Origin of the sequence: Mesorhizobium sp. B2-4-7 (assembly GCF_006442685.1) — a bacterium.
Taxonomy (GTDB): Bacteria; Pseudomonadota; Alphaproteobacteria; order Rhizobiales; family Rhizobiaceae; genus Mesorhizobium.
In genome coordinates this window covers 100,981-118,372 of the sequence record NZ_VFVH01000012.1, presented here as the reverse complement: position 1 = coordinate 118,372, position 17,392 = coordinate 100,981, and the positions used below count along the sequence as shown (strand labels likewise).

Genomic DNA, 17,392 nt, shown 5'->3' with positions numbered 1-17,392 from the left:
GGCCGCAGCGACCTGAATCAATCCCTCAAAGTCTTGAATCAATATCTGAGCGTCAGTGCGCCGGGCAGGATCTCGAAGGTCGCAGGTATGCGCCCGGGCGACTCGCCATCTATGTCGACCAGTGCGCCGTTCTTTTCCACGTCACCAAGCGGTTCGACAACCACTTTCTTGCCGCGCAATATGGTGATGGCCGGATGGTTGCGATGCCGGCCGCCATAGAGCAGGCGGATGTCCCAGATCAGCTTCAGCTTGCTGGCCGCGCGCAGGATGACGATGTCGAATTGGCCGTCGGTCAGTTCGGCGTCCGGCGCGATCATCATGCCGCCGCCGAAGAATTTGCCATTGGCCACCGCGACCAGCGCCATGCGCGCCTCGACCGGCGCGCCGTCATCGACTGAAATCGTTACATCCTGGAACCGGTAGCGGGCGAATTCGACCACGGTGCGACACAGGAACAACGTCTTGGCCGCAACCTTGCCCTTGCGCTTGTCGGCGTTGACGGCGCGATCGGTAGCGCCCGAGAGCCCCAGGCTCGCAATGTTGACGAAGTGCCGGCTGGCCAGCGCGCCATGGTCGTCGATATAGCAGATGCGCCCTGCATCGACCGCCCTGCCCTTGGCCCCGGCGATCCGCTTCAGCGTCGCGTCCACCTCCTTCGGCAGGCCGAGCCCGCGCGCGAAATCGATACCCGTGCCGCACGGCAGCAGGCCGAGTTCGGGCGCGCGGCCGTTTTCCTTGCATGCCTGCAACAGGCCGTCGGCCACTTCGCTGGCAGTGCCGTCGCCACCGGCCGCGATCACCAGGTCGAATCCGTTTGCCGCGAGGTCGAGCGCCAGCCTTTCGGCATCGCCTTCGGCTTGCGTTTCGCGCAGCTCGAAATCACCGAAGTGATTTTTCAGCGAAGCGGCGACCTCGGACCAGTGCCGTTTCAGCCAGCCGCCGCCGGCAATCGGATTGAGCACCACCCCGACCTTCAATGCGCATCCCTCCCCGCAAGGCGCCAGGCACGCACTGCCCGATCCTTTGCCGGCATTGAAGCCCGGGCCCGTCGGCTGAGCAATAGGCGCTCTCGGTTCGCGTGCCGAAAAAGCAGGGCAGGCTGTCTAAGGCCTTGGAGGGCGAAATTCCGAGACTTCTGGCAATGGTCCCCGATAATCCCGCTATCCACAGGCCCGCGGGCATTCCCCAACACCCTTGGCCGGCGTAAGTTTAACCCATCTCAGGCGGCTACCAATCGCCCAGCCGAAAGGCGAAAGTGAAAGGCGGATTTCCTGAGGCCCGTACGGCCCGAAGCGAGAGCAGGCTCGCCTGCTTCGAGGGACGGAAGCCGAGACCTACGGGGCCGCGGAAAGCGTGCCAACGCCGACGGCGGACCGATGCTGCCATGAAGGACGGCAAAAACCTTCGATGGCCGCAGGGCAAAGCCCGCAAGGGTGGAGACCGGCGTGGTCTGGAACGGGCGCGGCCTTCGGGCGGCGACTGGCAGGACCGTCAAAATCAAGGCCGGCTTGGTGCGACGACTTTAGGGGAGTTGCTGCCGTGACCGTGTCCTGGTCTGACAGGGAGGCGCTGGGAGAAATCCCGGCGCCGACTGTCTTTTTCCCTGCCGCTCAAGCGCCTTCCCGGCGAAGTTGCGGGCGCCGCTTCACCGCGCGCCAAAATCGGTTAGTATTGCCCTGTCAGAGTCCGTTTGCGTTTGCAGGCGGGTTCGCTGAAGGGGGATACTTCATGACATGATCCAGAAGCTTGCCGCCGCCACGGCCTGACCGGCCATGGTCCTGTTCCGCTTGCTGAAACGTATCATCAGGACGATTCTCTGGCTGATCGTCATCATTGTCCTGATCCCGATCGCCGGGCTGGCCTACGGTTTCCTGACGACGCCGTCGCTGGACAAGACACCGTTGCCGGGTATCGCCGAAGGTGCACCGCCGCCGCTCGCCGCCAGGGTGCGCGCCGAAATCCCCGGCTACCAGCGACCTGAGGAATCGACCTTCCTCACCTACCCGGAATGGGCCATCGTCTATGCCGCGCGCGAATATGCCGGCTTCGTCGCCAAGGACCAGCCGAGCGGCTTTCCCTATTTCGCCTATGTCGGGCGCTTCTGGCAGGACTACGCCATGGTGATCCGCGCCAGCTCCGCCTACAAGTTCAACTACGCCAACCACCAGATGCCGGTTGTCATCGGCACCAGCCACACGATCGAGCATGCCCTGCAATGGGCTTATGAAAACACGATCGGCCGCATCACCGAGGCGATTGCGGGCAGGCGCACGGCGACTGACATCTACCAGGGCAAGGTGGCGGCCGAATACGCCGCCTTCCTCGACCAGGGGCCGTGGTACCAGTTTCCGTATGCCGAGAAGCGCGCCGGGCTTTTCACCGTGCAGCCGGCGCCGGGCGACAGCGCCGTGCGCTCCAGCGAACGAAAGCTTGCCTTCGGCCTCGCCGACACGATCAAGCAGTTCTATGCCAGCCTGATCAGGCAGGCACTCGCGGCAACGTCCGATCCGGCCTTGCTCGACATCCACGTCTGGGCCAAGGGACCGGTCGGCGAAGCGACGCGCAACGAAGCCGACACCTTGCTCGAACGCGACTACGGCCCCGTCGGCACCGTTTTCGTCACCAAGCGCTACCAGATGTTCACCGACATGATTCCGCGCCTGATCGACAAGGGCGTCTCATTCGTCGAGATCGGCGGCAATGACGAGATCATGATCACCGTGCTCTCCACGGATTCGATCGCCATCCCCGAAGGCATGCGCATCCTGTTCAGCTATCCGCTGCCGGCCGATCCATCGACACGCCGCACCGGCATGGTCGTAGCCGTACCCAGGCTGCATCTGGTGTTGCCGGCGCTGATCAAGTCAGGCGCCAGGCTGGAGCACGTCTACGACTACTGAGGCCTTTCCGCCACGCTCCGCCGAGAACCGCAGTCTGGAGCGCCACGCCACGCTCATTTCACAATCGCGGCCAAATCCCGCCTTGTTCGCGCGCGATGGACTGTCGCATGTCGCCCAAAGCGTGCCCGCGGGCTCCGCTCAGGGACCGGTTTGGACAGCGACATGCACCTGAATGGGCTGCCGAGGGGCACATCGAGGGGACGAGACCGTGATCAAGACCGCCCTTGTCGCCATGACCATCGTCGGCTGCGACTGCGACGCCAAGCTTTGCGAATATATCGGCGAGACGCCGGCCAAGTGGTCGACCATCGCCGAGTGCGAAGCGGCGATGAAGAGCCAGATGCTGCACGAGCGCAATTTCAACTATCCGCTCGTCTCTGGCATCTGCCGCGCGAAAGGTTCCGCGTCCTCCTCGCAACTGGCCGCGACCGCTTCGCGCCCGGAGCTGAGGCCCGCCAGCCGCGCCGTTGAACCGACGCTGCCGCCCGAGCTGAGCCACAGGCCGACGGTCCCGGTCGGCTCGCCGACGACGGCGATGGAAGCGGCGGCCGCGCGGCCGGTCGCCTATGAACAGGTGGTCGATGGCGGCACCGGCGTGCTCTATCGTACGAAAAACGGCTATGCCGTCGTCAAGACCGATCTTGGCCGCGCTGTATCGGCGACCGCCGACATGGCCAAGCGGTCAGCCAACTGGCTGGCTGGCCTGGTGCCGAGCAAGCTGTAGGGACGAAACTTTCTTCACCGGCGTCACCATCCCGGTCTGTCATCAACGGTCGCCGCCACCTTGGACCTGAAGAGACAAGACTCGCGCAAAGGTTGCAAACCGGATGGGGATGCAGCATTGTGTCGACCGCAACGATGAAGGGGGGCCTTCCATGAAACCAGCGGTTCGAACTGCGGCAGCCTTGATGCTGGCGCTTGCTCCGGGATCGGTCGGCGCGCAAGGCGTGGATCCGGGTGACGACAAGGGGATCATCTTCGCTCCGGGCGATCCCGACATGGCGGCGGCGACCGCGCAGGCGCTCGCCGGCCTCGATGAATTCCTGGCACTGTCCGAAATGCCTCCCTCCGGCACAGGTAGGTTCAAGTTGAAGGTCAAGGTGCGGGATGGGCATGTCACCGAGCACTTCTGGGTCATACCGTTCCGCCGTGCCGGGACAGGGTTTGTCGGCATATTGGCCAATGAGCCGGAGGCAGTGCACAACGTCGTGCTCGGCCAAAACATAGAATTCACCAGGGACGACATTTCCGACTGGGGATATACGCGGGACGGCCATCAGGTCGGCAGCTTCACGATCTGCGTGATGTTCAAGCGAATGTCGAAAGAAGAGGCGGACAACATGCGCGAAAAGTACGGCTTCGATTGCTGACGGGAACGCCGGCTGATCAAGCCGCTTCGTCCCTGGCGCCGATCTTGCGCACCAGCGCTGCCGTCGCCAGCATCGCGCCCATATCCGATATCATCGGCGCGACATGGGTCTGGTAGTCCAGTGGCACCGAAATGGCGGGCAATTCGAAGAAATTCTTCGCCTGCGGCAGGAGCAGAAAACCGTCGCTGCCGTTGAGGGCCACGCGCGCCGGTTCCTCCGGCCAGGTTTCGCCCAGCCATTTCAGCGCTTGCGCCAACCGGCCGCTCACCAATGGCTGCGCCGCCTCGGCATTGTCGGTGCGGAACTCATAGGCGGCATCGAGTTCCGGCACGCCGGATGACAGTTCCTGCATCTTGCTGGCGAACATGCCACGGAAGAAGCCGACGACGGCATTGGTCCGCCGCGTCGCCACCAGGATTCCCGGCAACGGTTCGATGGCTTCGAAGGCGACGATCACGCCTTTGAAAGCCGTCGATGAGCCCTTGCCTGTCCCTTCCCGCAGTTCCGCTTCGTAGAGCTCGAACGAAAACTCTTCGTAGCGGCCGGAAACGACATCGTCGAACGACTGCCGGTTGAACGGCCCGACCGCCTCGCGCGGCAGCCGGTCGAAGGAATTTGGCCGCCCGCCATGCGCGTAGCGCACGTCGCGGATGAAGCCGAAGATGATGGGCAGCAGTGTTTTGCGAAATGATTGCTGCAGCCGCGTCGCCGGCTTCATCGCCTGGAAATAAAGCAGGATCGAAGCTGCGAAACCGACGACATAGAGGAACACATGCGGCGTCGAGAACCATTGCTCGTTGGGATCGGCGACCTTGTTGAACAGCCAGGCGATCAGCACCACTGTCGCCAGCACCAAACCGACGAACAGCGGCACCCGCCAGCGTACCTGCCGCACCACGGAGGCCCGCGCCGCTTCATAAGCCTCGATGTTTTTCCGGATGCCGGCAACCACGGCGTCGCCAGGCATGAAATCCGCTGTTTCCACCGCCACCCCCGCTTGCCTGGACCGGTTCATGATAGCCGGTTTTGTCTGAAGTATCGACTGTCACGCCTCTTCAACAGATGCTTGCGCCGCCCCTCATTTCGCCAATCATCAGCGCTTGGAAAAGCGCCGACATGGCGATCTTGGCCGATGTCCACCACCTGTGGTTACGGAAAGACCGCGCTCAACCGCCTCTCCACCTTGTCACGCATGCGGCCCTCCAATCCCTCCACCGGCGCCAGCCGCTCATGATCCCCGGCGCGCAGCCGCACAAACGGATGCATTCGGTAGGAAACGACAGACCCCCGCGTTTCCGCATCGGCGCTGATATCGGCGACAAGGATCCCGCCAATGCGTCCCGGCCAAGGCTGGCGGACAAGGGCGGTGCCGAGGAAATCGCCAAGTCCATAGGCGACGATCGTATTGCCGATCCGCTCCACCGGCTGCACGACATGGGCGTGGTGGCCGACGATCAGCCCGACGCCCTGCCCTGCCAGGCGCCTCGCCAGTCTCCGCGTTTCGGCGCGCGGAAAGTGGCGGAACTCCCAATCCCAATGCGGCACGGCGCAGAGGAGATCGAACCCGTCACCTCGTCGGCGGGCAATATCGCTTTCCATCGAAACGCGGCCGGCGAACAGGTCCTCGCCCGCATTGCGCCACAACGTGAAGGCGGCGAACCCGACAGTCAGCGGTCCGACTTCGACAGGCTGTACCGGGCCGTTGCCGGCGAGGCCAATAGTGCCGATACCGAGCCGCTTCAGCGCCGCCACGGTCTCATCGAAACCGGCGACGCCCTGGTCGAGCACATGGTTGTTGGCCAGCGACAGCACCAGTCTTTCACGCGAGATGCCGACTGCCGCCAACGCGTCGCCGAGAAAGCGCTCGCTCATCGCGTGATGGGTGCCGAGCCTGGTGCCGAGCACGGCGCTTGGCTTGTCCACGATCGGGCTTTCGCAATTGCCGATCACCAGGTCGGCCGCGCCAAGCAGCGTTTTGATCACCGGATCACAGTCGGGCGCGCTGCGGTTGGCCACCGCCGAAATGTCGCCGACGAAGGCGAGCCGCACCGTCCGTTTCGGCGCCCGATCCACCATCGTTCCGGCCACGGGCGCGAAGCCTTGCACACCACCGGACAGCGACGGTTTCAGGAATCGCGGCAGCCACGACAGTTTGTAGGAGAGCGGATAGTTCGACACGCGATGTCCAATCGTTTGCCCTGTGTAGACCGTCTGCCGGGCGCGTTGAAGCCAGCCAATGGCAATCATGCATCAGCGCCCGGCAGACGCGGCATTGCAAATGCGTGTATGATTGCCGGCACGACGCGCATGGGAGGGGGAAAATGACACTACTGGCAAGTCTGCTGGCATTGGCACTTGCTCTGGTTCTGCCGATGTCTTCGGCGCAGGCCGCCATGCCCGAAACCGCGGCCGCTCTGTTCGAGGCCCAAACCGTGGTCGCGCGCGACACGGCGCTCTCGACGCTGGAGGCAGCGGCATCCACCGACCCGGCATCCGCCTATGCCGCCGGCGCCGGCGAATTCTTCACCGCGCTGGAATTGCTGGCCAGCGGCCTGCACCGCCATGGCTTCGAGAGCCCGCGATCCTTCATGCTGCCGCTGATGCGGCTGCCTGTGCCGGAAAATCCGAACCCCGAACCGCTGACCTACGAACAGTTCCGCGCCATATTGGTCGCCTTCCGCAACCGGTTGGAAAAATCCGCCGCGACGCTGGGGTCGGTGCCGGCCGATGCCGGTATCGGCATTGTCATCGACCTCACCCAGGTCGGCATCGACCTCGACGAGGACGGCACGATCGCGCCGGATGAGAGCATGGCCGCCATCATGGCCTCGCTGTCGCGTGGCGGCGTGGCGCCCGACGATGCCGCGCCTGCGCTCACCTTCCGCTTCGACCGCGCCGACGGCTACTGGCTGCAGGGCTATGCCGAGTTCCTGATGGCGCAGGCCGATTTCTGGCTGGCACATGATTTCAGGAGCACGTTCGACGGTTCTTTCCATATGCTCTTCCCGCGCGCAAAACTGCCGTTGCAGGACATCCTCGTTCCGCCGGCTGGCGACATGGGCAGCAGCATCTTCTCCTCGGAATGGCGCATCGCCGATTTCATCTCGCTGGTGCATCTTGTCAACTGGCCGGTGGTCGAGCCCGAGCGGCGGCAGGCGGCGCGCCGTCACCTGCTGGAGATGATCCGGCTGTCGCGCGAGGACTGGAAGGCGATCCGCGCCGAGACCGACAATGACCGCGAATGGCTGCCGGGACCGCAACAGAAGGGCGAAAACCCGCTCACCGGCCTCGAAGTCGGAGAGCAGCAGGTCGCGGCCTGGCTCGCCACCTTGACCATGGCCGAGGACCTGCTCGAAGGCCGCGTGCTGCTGCCGCATTTCCGCATCACCGGCAAGGGCATCAACATGAAGCGCTTCTTCGACGAGCCGAAACCCTTCGACCTGGTGCTGTCGATCACCGGCCCGGCCATCGCGCCCTATCTCGAAAGCGGCAGGATCCTGACCAGCGACGATTTCGACCAGATCCAGAGCGAGTTCGGCGGCGGTGGCTTCCTGACGTTTGCGCTGTGGTTCAACTGAGGGCCCAAGAGGGCTGCGTTCCTGGGCGGTCAGCGCCAGCCCCCCACCCGGACCTGCGGTCCAACCTCCCCACAAGGGGGAGGTAGAAGCTCCATTGCAAACCCTAGAAAATCGCGCCTTGGTACAGCACCGCTTCCGCCTCCTCCGGCGCGAACCGCCGCGCCAACACGGTGGCCGATCAATGGTCGCCGCGAAACCGCGGTACGGGCCGGTTATCTGCGGCGGGCGGGTAGCAGTTTTGGGGCGACGCGCTGGGCCTTCTCGGGAGTACGGAATGACACGCGCCACCGTCGCGGCCCCGCTGAAACGGCCATTCGCTTCAATTAGCGAGAGCTGTTTTGCTTGACTCGGCCGTTAAAAGCAGGCAGCAAAATACTCTTGGAAGGGCTGCAATACCGCGTTCATGGTCGTGGACGAGCCTTTTTTGGCACAAAGTCCACGTCTCTCGGTTGGTTTTGAGAGGGATTGGTTAACCAACTTTGTCCATATTTTGAAGCAATCGGCAACCAAAGACAGGCGCGGCAAACGCGTCGGGGACCACCTGGGATCACTCACAGAATGGTCGTCGCGGCTATCACAGCCGCGGACGTGGGAGCCGATTGGAGCAAGATTGGTTGAATGGCGTTCTTGAGTAAGAAAATTGTCGGGGACAGGCGTTGGGACGGCGAAGCTGCCGACAACGCGTCACGTGCCTCATCCTTCAACTCTAAGCGGATCGTCCGCTGGGTCGCCGTGCCCGGCGTCAGCGCTGCCGTTGGCCTGTGGCTGGTCGGGACAATGGCTGGTCTGAGCTCAGTCGGCGCTTCGCTGTGGTCGACGTCGAGTGTCCTGCCGCAGAGGCTGGCCATGCCGGGCTCGCTCGCTCTTGCCGATCCGCTGAAACAGCATTTCCTGATGCCCGCTGCGCCATTCGCACTGGCCAACGCCGATGGCGGCACGCAGGCGCTGCAGAACCACGCCGTGCAATGCGGCTCCGGATGCTTCAGGCTGGCCGCGCTCGCTCCTCGGGCGGAAAAGTCGGCGCGCCTCGTGGCCGCGTCCACGGCACACCCTGTCCCGGTCGCCAAGACGACCTCGCAGGAGCGCTTCGAGCGCATGGAAGCATCTCTCTCGCCAAGCAAGCTCGCCGCCGCCTTCGCCAACGCGGCCAAGCCCGTGGCCACGGCCGGCGCACCCGCCCGTCCTATCATCTCGACCTCCGCTCCACAGGTCGCCGAGGCATCGCTGGTGCCGGGCGCCAAGCTCGTCGCCAGCCTGTCTGAAGACTTGCCGGCACCCGCGGCGGAGCGCTTCGCCCGGATCGACACCGGCTCGGTGGTTGTCCAGACAGCGCCGCAGCCGATGCATTTTGCCCAGCCGGATGCCGGCACGCCGGACAATTCGCAACTGGCCCTCGCGCTTGCCCGCTCGCTGCCTGTCGAGGACGAGGCATTCGCCTCGCCATTGCCGATGACGGACTCTTCGGCCGATGTCGCGGTTTCGCCTGTCGAAACCCAGCAGGAACAGCCGGGCGATGCCGCGGCCTTGCCCGACGCGCTCACCGATGACGTGCCGCTGCCGACCCGTCGGCCGCAATTCGACGCGCCGGAGCCGTTGAAGTCCGTGGAGCAGGAAAAGCCGACTCAACAGCCCAAGGTCGTGCAGCAGAAGCCGGCACCTCAGACAAAGCCGGTCCAGCAAGCCCAGCCGGCAAAGCCGATCCAGCAAGCCCAGCCGGCAAAGCCGGCCCGGCAGGGCCGGCCGGCGGATGGCGGCGACGCGTTGGCCTATGCAAAGCCAGACACGCCTTCGGGCGGCCTCGGCCAGGCGTTCAGGAACCTGTTCAACGCGCCGGGCGGCTCCAGGAGCGGAGCCGGCAGCGGTGTCGCCATCTATGACATCAGCGCCAAGACCGTCTACATGCCCGACGGTTCGAGGCTCGAAGCGCATTCGGGCATCGGCGCCATGGCGGACCAGCCGCGCTATGCCGATCAGAAGAACCGCGGACCGACACCGCCCAACACCTACAATCTGTCCTTGCGCGAGTCGCGCTTTCATGGTGTCGAGGCTTTGCGTCTGACACCCGTCGATGGCCGCAATAAATACAACCGCGACGGGCTGCTGGCCCACACCTACCTGCTTCGGGGCCGCTACGCACAGTCCAGTGGATGCGTCGCCTTCAAGGACTATGCGCGCTTCCTCGCCGCCTTCAAGAAGGGCAAAATCAAGCGCCTCGTCGTGGTGCCGCGCCTGAACGGATCGCCGACACGCGTGGCGGACAACGCACGCGGCGCCTGACCGCAATAGGCAGGCATCACCGGCACTTGCCTCCTCCTGACAGCCTTCTGTCAGGAGCTGCATCTGGAGATGCGCCTCGGCTGATCGCGCTCTTTCCATTTTCGCCAAGACCTCCCATATTCCGGCCATGGTCAAATCCACCGAAAAGAGAACGCCGTCGACGGCGAATGACGACCGCGCCGCGCCCAAGCGGCGCAGCCCGCTGACCGATTTCCTCGACGCCTCGGAGCCGCTGCACGAAGGCGGCTTCGCCGAGATGCCCCAGCCCGAACTGTCCGGCACGCCGCTCACCGGTTCGGTCGCGGACTGGGCCGAGCAGATCGAGCAGGAAGCCGAACGCGAAGGGCGCCAGGCCGGCAAGGACGGCGGCAAGTCGCCGAAGCCATCGAAGAAGATCCCCGAGCGCTCCGCGGCGCCCGGGCGCACGGCGCGTGGCACCTCGATGGGCGGCGCGGCGACAGCCCGCGAGCGCGCTGCGGCCGGCCTCAATCCCGTCGCCGGCCTCGACGTCTCGCTCGAGGAAGCCGAGACGATGACGTCGAGCGGCGTCACCGCGACGGTGGCGGCTCTCTCGGCATTGATTGAATCCGGCAATCCGCTGCACAAGGACGGCGTGCTGTGGACGCCGCACCGGCCTGCCCGGCCGGAAAAGTCCGAGGGCGGGATCATCATCAAGATGGTGTCGGATTTCGAGCCGGCCGGCGACCAGCCGACCGCCATCAAGGACTTGGTCGAGGGCGTCCAAAACAACGACCGCACGCAGGTGCTGCTCGGCGTCACCGGCTCGGGCAAGACCTTCACCATGGCCAAGGTGATCGAGGAGACGCAGCGTCCCGCCTTGATCCTGGCGCCGAACAAGACGCTGGCGGCGCAGCTTTATTCCGAGTTCAAGAAATTCTTCCCCGACAATGCGGTGGAGTATTTCGTCTCCTACTACGACTATTACCAGCCGGAAGCCTACGTTCCGCGCACCGACACCTTCATCGAGAAGGAATCCTCCATCAACGAGCAGATCGACCGCATGCGCCACTCGGCGACGCGCTCGCTGCTCGAACGCGACGACGTCATCATCGTCGCTTCGGTCTCCTGCATCTACGGTATCGGCTCGGTCGAGACCTATACGGCCATGACCTTCCAGATGCAGATCGGTGACCGGCTCGACCAGCGCGCTCTGCTCGCCGACCTCGTCGCCCAGCAATACAAGCGCCAGGACATCAATTTCGTGCGCGGCTCGTTCCGCGTGCGCGGCGACACGATCGAGATCTTCCCGGCCCACCTTGAGGATCGCGCCTGGCGCATCTCCATGTTCGGCGACGAAATCGAGGCGATCACCGAATTCGACCCGCTGACCGGCCAGAAGACGGGCGAGCTGAAAAGCGTCAAGATCTACGCCAATTCGCACTATGTGACGCCGCGCCCGACGCTGAACCAGGCCATCAAGTCGATCAAGGAAGAGCTCAAGCACCGTCTGGTCGAGCTCGAGCGCGCCGGCCGTCTGCTGGAGGCGCAGCGGCTGGAGCAGCGCACCCGCTTCGACCTGGAAATGCTGGAAGCCACCGGCTCCTGCGCCGGCATCGAGAACTATTCGCGCTATCTCACCGGACGTCAGCCGGGCGATCCGCCGCCGACACTGTTCGAATATATCCCCGACAACGCACTGGTCTTCATCGACGAAAGCCACGTCACCGTGCCGCAGATCGGCGGCATGTATCGCGGCGACTTCAGGCGCAAGGCGACGCTTGCCGAATACGGCTTCCGCCTGCCTTCCTGCATGGACAACCGGCCGCTGCGCTTCGAGGAATGGGACGCCATGCGCCCGCTCTCGGTCGCTGTCTCGGCAACGCCCGGCGGCTGGGAGATGGAGCAGTCCGGCGGCGTATTCGCCGAGCAGGTCATCCGACCGACCGGCCTCATCGACCCGCCGGTCGAGGTGCGCCCGGCCAAGACCCAGGTCGACGACGTCGTCGGGGAGATCCGCGAGACGACCAAGGCCGGCTACCGCACGCTGGTCACCGTGCTGACCAAGCGCATGGCCGAGGACCTGACCGAATATCTGCACGAGCAAGGCGTGCGTGTGCGCTACATGCACTCCGATATCGACACGCTGGAGCGTATCGAAATCCTGCGCGATTTGCGCCTCGGCGCCTTCGACGTGCTGGTCGGCATCAACCTTTTGCGCGAAGGCCTCGACATTCCCGAATGTGGCTTTGTCGCCATACTCGACGCCGACAAGGAAGGTTTTTTGCGCTCGGAGACGTCGCTGATCCAGACCATCGGCCGCGCCGCCCGCAATGTCGACGGCAAGGTCATTCTCTATGCCGACCAGGTCACCGGCTCGATGGAGCGGGCGATGGCCGAGACCAACCGCCGCCGCGAAAAGCAGATGGAATGGAATGCCGCCAACGGCATCACGCCGGAATCGGTCAAGTCGCGCATCTCGGACATTCTGGATTCGGTCTACGAGAAGGACCATGTCCGCGCCGATATCTCGCAGTTCACCGACAGCGCCGGCGCCATGATGGGCAACAACCTCAAGGCCCATCTGGACGCGCTGGAGAAGCAGATGCGCGACGCCGCCGCCAACCTCGATTTCGAGAAGGCGGCCCGCATTCGCGACGAGATCAAGCGGCTGCGTGAGATGGAGATGTCGATCTCCGACGATCCGCTGGCCAAATACGCCGATATGGAAAGCCCGGTCTCGGGCCGCGAAAAAGGCAAGCACAACAAGGGCGTGGCCAGGCATCGTACATCGGAGGAACAGGAGCGGTTCCGCAAGCTCGACGAAGCACGCGCCGCCGAAGAGGCAGCCAAGGCTGCCCGGCCCAATCTCTTCCGCAAGCCTGATCTCGACGAGATGGGCGCCGATGGCGCGGTGCCGGTGAAGAAGCCCCTGTTCGCCAAACCGTCGATCGACGACATGGGCCCAGGCACCGACATGCCGACGCCGGCCGGTGCCGTGTCGCGCTCGCTGTTCAAGAAACAGTCGGCGTCCGAAGCACACGGCTCGGATTTCGGCATCCCCGGCGAGCCGACCAAACCACTGTTCAAGAAAAACTCTCTCGACGAGATGACCGTGCGTCGCACCGAGAAACCGGTCGAGGGAAAAGTGCCGGCGAAGCCACAGCCGATCTCCCCCGTTGTTGGGGCCGGCAGGACAGAGGGGGGCGCGAAGGAACGCGACGACAAACCAATCGTGCGCCAACGCGCCGGCATTGGTTCTTACGAAGCCCCCGGCGACGCCCGCCGCGAAAAGCGCCGGCCCGCAAAGACAGGAAGGCCCGGAAAGTAGTTCGTTCGAAATGCCGGCTGGACAGCGCCCCCTCTGTCCTGCCCGTCCTCCACAGCAGCTGCGCTGCAGCTGCGGAGGGTGGACCGGACATTTCCCCACGAGTGGGGAGATTGGCAGCTTCAGCGCCTCGCTCGACGCTACCCTCCTCTTGCCCAGCGCATGACCTTTGGTGTACTCAGTCCCCACACCCAAACGTCTTGAAAGGAGGGCTGCGTGTTTATCGATCACCATCGTCAGCGTGGCCCGATTTCCGCCCTGCGAGCTTGCTTGCAGGGCTGACCAGGGACGGTCCGGGTTTTTCCCGCTTCGATTTTTTGGTCTGCCCTTCGTGGTGCGCATTGCCGAGCCTGATGGCCGCTTGCGCACTGACAAAGTGCATTGAGCCGGACTTTCCGGATAGACCAGAGAAATCGACATGGCCCTGATCAGCCTCAAATCCCTCGGCGTCACGATGAGTGCGCCGCTCTTTTCCAATCTCGACCTCACCATCGGCAGCGGCGATCGGCTCGGCATCGTTGCCGCCAACGGTCGCGGCAAGTCGACCTTGCTCAAATGCCTGGCCGGCGAGATGGAGCCGACCTCCGGCGACATTAGCCGCACGCGCGGCTTGCGCGTCGGCCATGTCGAGCAGTCCGTTTCCCCTGCCCTGCTTGGCCGCAGCTTTCATCAGGTGGTGGCTGACGCTTTGCCGCCCGAGCAAGCCGAAAGCGAACTATGGCGTGTCAATGTGGTGCTGGATTCGCTCGACGTTCCTGAGGCGATGCGCGAGCGAGAGATGCAGGCGCTGAGCGGCGGCTGGCAGAGGCTGGCACTGATCGCGCGTGTCTGGGTCACCGATCCCGACATGCTGCTGCTCGACGAACCGACTAACCATCTCGACCTTGCCCGCATCAGCCAGCTCGAAACTTGGCTGAACGCGCTACCGCGAGAGGTGCCGGTGGTGATCGCCAGCCACGACCGCGCCTTTCTCGACACCGCCACCAACCGCACGTTGTTCCTGCGCCCGGACCAGTCGTCGGTGTTTTCCCTTCCCTACTCCCGCGCCCGGCAGGCCCTCGATGAGGTCGATGCCTCGACCGAGCGAAAATTCCAGCGCGACATGAAGGTGGCGCAGCAATTGCGACGCCAGGCCGCCAAGCTCAACAATATCGGCATCAATTCGGGCAGCGACCTTCTCACGGTCAAGACCAAGCAGCTCAAGCAGCGCGCGGAGCGACTTGAGGACGCGGCGGCCCCGGCGCATCACGAGAAATCGGCGGGGGCGATCCGGCTGGCCAATCGCGGCACGCACGCCAAGGTGCTGATCACGCTCGACGACGCGGCGGTGGAAACGCCCGACGGCACGCTCTTGTTCAGGACCGGCAAGCGCCACATCTGCCAGGGCGACCGCATCGTGCTGCTTGGCCGCAACGGCGTTGGCAAGTCGCGCTTCGTCACGCTGATCCGCAACGCCATTATCGAACCCGACACGGTTCAGAACGTGAAGGTGACGCCGTCGACGGTGCTCGGCTACAGCGACCAGGCCCTGTCCGGCATCGGCGGCGACGATACGCCACTGGCGATGGTGTCGCGCCGTTACGATGTCGGCGAACAGCGCGCCCGCTCTCTGCTTGCCGGCGCCGGCGTCGGCATCGAGATGCAGGAGCGCAGGATCAGTGTGCTGTCCGGCGGCCAGAAGGCGCGGCTGATGATGCTTGCGCTGAGGCTCGCCAATCCGAATTTTTATCTGCTCGACGAGCCGACCAACCATCTCGACATCGACGGCCAGGAAGCGCTGGAGGAGGAATTGCTCAAGCACCAGGCAAGCTGCGTGCTCGCCTCGCACGATCGCTCCTTCATCCGTGCCATCGGCAACCGCTTCTGGCTGATCGAGAGGCGGCGGCTGACCGAAGTCGACGATCCCGAGGAGTTCTTCCGCTCAGTGGCTGAAGGGGCGGGATAGATCGGATTGTAAATTATCCGCTTACAGGTCCTTGAATCTTGTAAGCGATCTGTTTACATACCTCATGATCAAGTCTTTCAGGAACAAGGCCCTGTCAGAGCTCTTTCAAACCGGGAAAACCGGCAAGATCGACGCCAAGATGCACAAGCGCGTTCTTGTCCGGCTTGACCGCCTGGAAGCTTCAGAAAAGCCGGAGGAGATGAACCTTCCTGGCTTTGCCTTCCATGCGCTGAGAGGCTTCGATCCCATCCGTTACACGGTCCACGTCAACGTCCCGTGGTGCATCACGTTTGAATTCGACGGCAAAGACGCCGCCCGCGTCGATTTCGAGCAATACCACTGAGGCGGCCAGATTGGAGAAGTTCGACCTATGAGCGTGCACGAGCCGACGCGTCCTATCGAGCGCTGTCCCTCCCACCCGGGAGCGCTGCTTGAGGACATTATCCCGGCAACTGGAAAGACCAAGGTGGAAATTGCAAACCTGCTCGGCATCTCCCGGCAGCAGCTCTATGACATCATCCGCGAAAAGAAGCCGGTTTCACCGGCTGTAGCCGCCCGCCTTGGGAAGCTGTTCGGCGACGGGGCCGCGATCTGGCTTCGCATGCAGGCAGCTTTCGATGCCTGGCATGCCGAACGTGAGGTGGATGTTTCGGCTATTCCGACGCTCAAGGTCGCGTAGGCGGTGGCGCTCGAATGAGAAATTAAACGCTGCGAGAAAAATCGACGACCTGTCGGATCGCCTGAACCTGCCTCGTCCTTGGGATGCCGACACGATGATGCCGGCGCCAACCCAGGGAGAATGCATCATGTCCGTCCTTTCCTCCATCGGCCGCATCGCAACCCGATATGCGGCGGCGCGTGCCCGCCATCGCAGCGAGCGCATCCTGCTTTCGCTGCCCGTCGAACTGCGCAAGGACATCGGCTTTCCGGAACTCTTCGACGCGCAGAACAGCCGCCGCTCAGCCGCCGTCCCGGCCAGGGTCATATGAACGGCCGAGCCATGCGTCTATTGCTGGAGTTCGCCGGTCGCCCGGCCAGTCCGGGCCCGGCCCACGAGAAAAATTTCAAGCCCATGTAGGACCGCCGTCACCTCACGCGTCCTATGTCCGCAAGGCCAAATCAAACGTGAAGAGGAACACGCAATGACCGACCAGACCCCTGTTCAGCCCAAGGCGAAAGTGCTCGGCGGATTGACCCCCTATCTGCAGGTGGACGGCGCCTTCAAGGCTGCCGAATTCTACCAGAAGGCGTTCGGCGCCGAACAGGTCTTTGCCTACCCCGCGGACGAAAAAGGCCGCACGATGCATGTCCACCTCCACATCAACGGCTCGACGCTGATGTTGGGCGACGCCTATCCCGAGCACGGCCACCCGCACCAGGCGCCGCAGGGCTATACGCTCCAGCTTCATCTCGGCAGCGACGAGATCGACGGCTGGTGGCAGCGCGCGGTCGACGCCGGCTGCGAGATCGTGACGCCGCTGCAGGTGATGTTCTGGGGTGACCGCTGGGGCCAGGTGAAGGACCCTTTCGGAGTCGCATGGGCGATGAACGCTCCAGTGGAGCAATAACCGTCGCAATTCGATAGCGGGCGTCAGCACTCTCGGCGAGAAGTGCGCGCCCACCTGCCCCGGGTCGCATCCCTGCCGGCCCGGCGCCGGATGCAGCAAACAAGGAGATTGCCATGTCCTATGTCGACGGTTTCGTGCTTGCCGTGCCAAAGGCAAAACTCGACGATTACAAGAAGCTGGCCAACACCGCCGGCGCCGTCTGGAAGGAACACGGCGCGCTCGCCTATGTCGAGTGCGTCGGCGACGATGTGCCTTATGGCGAGGTCACGTCGTTTCCACGCGCCGTGCAGGCCAAGGACGACGAAGTCGTCATCTTTTCCTGGATCGTCTACAAATCCAGGCAGGACCGCGACGCGGTCATGGCCAAGGTGATGGCCGATCCACGATTGCAGCCGGATATGTCGACAATGCCGTTCGACGGCAAGCGCATGATCTTCGGCGGATTCCAGACGTTCATGGAATTGTAGG

15 protein-coding genes are annotated in these 17,392 nt (G+C 63.9%); 12 read left to right on the top strand and 3 right to left on the bottom strand.

The window, feature by feature from the left end:
- Positions 1-38: 38 nt before the first annotated feature.
- Positions 39-977, bottom strand: coding sequence for a diacylglycerol kinase family protein (locus tag FJ946_RS26360; RefSeq protein WP_140567031.1), 939 nt, complete (start codon positions 975-977; stop codon positions 39-41).
- 810 nt (positions 978-1,787) lie between these two features.
- Between FJ946_RS26360 and FJ946_RS26355 the strand changes: the two genes are divergently transcribed.
- The 3 genes from FJ946_RS26355 (at position 1,788) to FJ946_RS26345 (ending at position 4,270) form a co-directional block, all read left to right on the top strand.
- Positions 1,788-2,900, top strand: coding sequence for a hypothetical protein (locus FJ946_RS26355; protein WP_246675805.1), 1,113 nt, complete (start codon positions 1,788-1,790; stop codon positions 2,898-2,900).
- Between the two features lie 208 nt (positions 2,901-3,108).
- Entirely contained in the window at positions 3,109-3,624 is a 516-nt protein-coding gene (locus FJ946_RS26350; protein WP_140495985.1) for a hypothetical protein, read from the top strand.
- Between the two features lie 151 nt (positions 3,625-3,775).
- Positions 3,776-4,270 carry a DUF2314 domain-containing protein gene (locus FJ946_RS26345; protein WP_140495986.1) on the top strand — a complete coding sequence of 165 codons (495 nt, stop codon included), beginning with the start codon at positions 3,776-3,778 and terminating at the stop codon, positions 4,268-4,270.
- 16 nt (positions 4,271-4,286) lie between these two features.
- Here the strand turns inward: FJ946_RS26345 and FJ946_RS26340 are convergent, their stop codons facing one another.
- The gene (locus FJ946_RS26340; protein WP_181167701.1) at positions 4,287-5,237 is read right to left on the bottom strand and encodes a DUF3137 domain-containing protein; all 951 of its coding nucleotides are present in this window, start codon (positions 5,235-5,237) and stop codon (positions 4,287-4,289) included.
- 182 nt (positions 5,238-5,419) lie between these two features.
- Positions 5,420-6,448, bottom strand: coding sequence for a CapA family protein (locus FJ946_RS26335; protein WP_140516850.1), 1,029 nt, complete (start codon positions 6,446-6,448; stop codon positions 5,420-5,422).
- A gap of 143 nt (positions 6,449-6,591) precedes the next feature.
- Here FJ946_RS26335 and FJ946_RS26330 point away from each other — a divergent pair, with 143 nt between their 5' ends.
- The 9 genes from FJ946_RS26330 to FJ946_RS26290 all read left to right on the top strand — a co-directional run bounded on the left by FJ946_RS26330 (position 6,592) and on the right by FJ946_RS26290 (position 17,391).
- Positions 6,592-7,848: a hypothetical protein gene (locus FJ946_RS26330; protein ID WP_140567036.1), complete on the top strand. Its 1,257-nt coding sequence runs from the start codon at positions 6,592-6,594 to the stop codon at positions 7,846-7,848.
- A 618-nt stretch (positions 7,849-8,466) separates the two neighbouring features.
- Entirely contained in the window at positions 8,467-10,125 is a 1,659-nt protein-coding gene (locus FJ946_RS26325; RefSeq protein ID WP_140567039.1) for a DUF2778 domain-containing protein, read from the top strand.
- A 127-nt stretch (positions 10,126-10,252) separates the two neighbouring features.
- Complete coding sequence (gene uvrB, locus FJ946_RS26320; RefSeq protein WP_140567041.1) at positions 10,253-13,414, top strand: excinuclease ABC subunit UvrB; 3,162 nt, start codon at positions 10,253-10,255, stop codon at positions 13,412-13,414.
- Between the two features lie 415 nt (positions 13,415-13,829).
- The gene (locus FJ946_RS26315) at positions 13,830-15,356 is read left to right on the top strand and encodes an ABC-F family ATP-binding cassette domain-containing protein (protein ID WP_140567044.1); all 1,527 of its coding nucleotides are present in this window, start codon (positions 13,830-13,832) and stop codon (positions 15,354-15,356) included.
- A 64-nt stretch (positions 15,357-15,420) separates the two neighbouring features.
- Positions 15,421-15,699 (top strand): type II toxin-antitoxin system RelE/ParE family toxin, encoded by a 279-nt coding sequence (locus FJ946_RS26310; protein WP_140567047.1) that lies wholly within the window; start codon positions 15,421-15,423, stop codon positions 15,697-15,699.
- A gap of 27 nt (positions 15,700-15,726) precedes the next feature.
- Positions 15,727-16,035 carry a HigA family addiction module antitoxin gene (locus tag FJ946_RS26305; protein WP_140567050.1) on the top strand — a complete coding sequence of 103 codons (309 nt, stop codon included), beginning with the start codon at positions 15,727-15,729 and terminating at the stop codon, positions 16,033-16,035.
- Between the two features lie 127 nt (positions 16,036-16,162).
- Positions 16,163-16,345 (top strand): hypothetical protein, encoded by a 183-nt coding sequence (locus FJ946_RS26300; RefSeq protein WP_140495993.1) that lies wholly within the window; start codon positions 16,163-16,165, stop codon positions 16,343-16,345.
- A gap of 153 nt (positions 16,346-16,498) precedes the next feature.
- Entirely contained in the window at positions 16,499-16,924 is a 426-nt protein-coding gene (locus tag FJ946_RS26295) for a glyoxalase/bleomycin resistance/extradiol dioxygenase family protein (RefSeq protein WP_140495994.1), read from the top strand.
- A gap of 113 nt (positions 16,925-17,037) precedes the next feature.
- Positions 17,038-17,391: a DUF1428 domain-containing protein gene (locus FJ946_RS26290; protein ID WP_140495995.1), complete on the top strand. Its 354-nt coding sequence runs from the start codon at positions 17,038-17,040 to the stop codon at positions 17,389-17,391.
- Position 17,392: the final 1 nt, after the last annotated feature.

Bases quoted from the DNA above. Each gene is read 5' to 3' on its own strand.
- FJ946_RS26345 (WP_140495986.1), top strand. From the start codon at position 3,776: ATGAAACCAGCGGTTCGAACTGCGGCAGCCTTGATGCTGGCGCTTGCT.
- FJ946_RS26340 (WP_181167701.1), bottom strand. From the start codon at position 5,237: ATGCCTGGCGACGCCGTGGTTGCCGGCATCCGGAAAAACATCGAGGCT.
- FJ946_RS26330 (WP_140567036.1), top strand. From the start codon at position 6,592: ATGACACTACTGGCAAGTCTGCTGGCATTGGCACTTGCTCTGGTTCTG.
- FJ946_RS26325 (WP_140567039.1), top strand. From the start codon at position 8,467: ATGGCGTTCTTGAGTAAGAAAATTGTCGGGGACAGGCGTTGGGACGGC.
- uvrB (WP_140567041.1), top strand. From the start codon at position 10,253: ATGGTCAAATCCACCGAAAAGAGAACGCCGTCGACGGCGAATGACGAC.
- FJ946_RS26315 (WP_140567044.1), top strand. From the start codon at position 13,830: ATGGCCCTGATCAGCCTCAAATCCCTCGGCGTCACGATGAGTGCGCCG.
- FJ946_RS26310 (WP_140567047.1), top strand. From the start codon at position 15,421: ATGATCAAGTCTTTCAGGAACAAGGCCCTGTCAGAGCTCTTTCAAACC.
- FJ946_RS26305 (WP_140567050.1), top strand. From the start codon at position 15,727: ATGAGCGTGCACGAGCCGACGCGTCCTATCGAGCGCTGTCCCTCCCAC.
- FJ946_RS26300 (WP_140495993.1), top strand. From the start codon at position 16,163: ATGTCCGTCCTTTCCTCCATCGGCCGCATCGCAACCCGATATGCGGCG.
- FJ946_RS26295 (WP_140495994.1), top strand. From the start codon at position 16,499: ATGACCGACCAGACCCCTGTTCAGCCCAAGGCGAAAGTGCTCGGCGGA.
- FJ946_RS26290 (WP_140495995.1), top strand. From the start codon at position 17,038: ATGTCCTATGTCGACGGTTTCGTGCTTGCCGTGCCAAAGGCAAAACTC.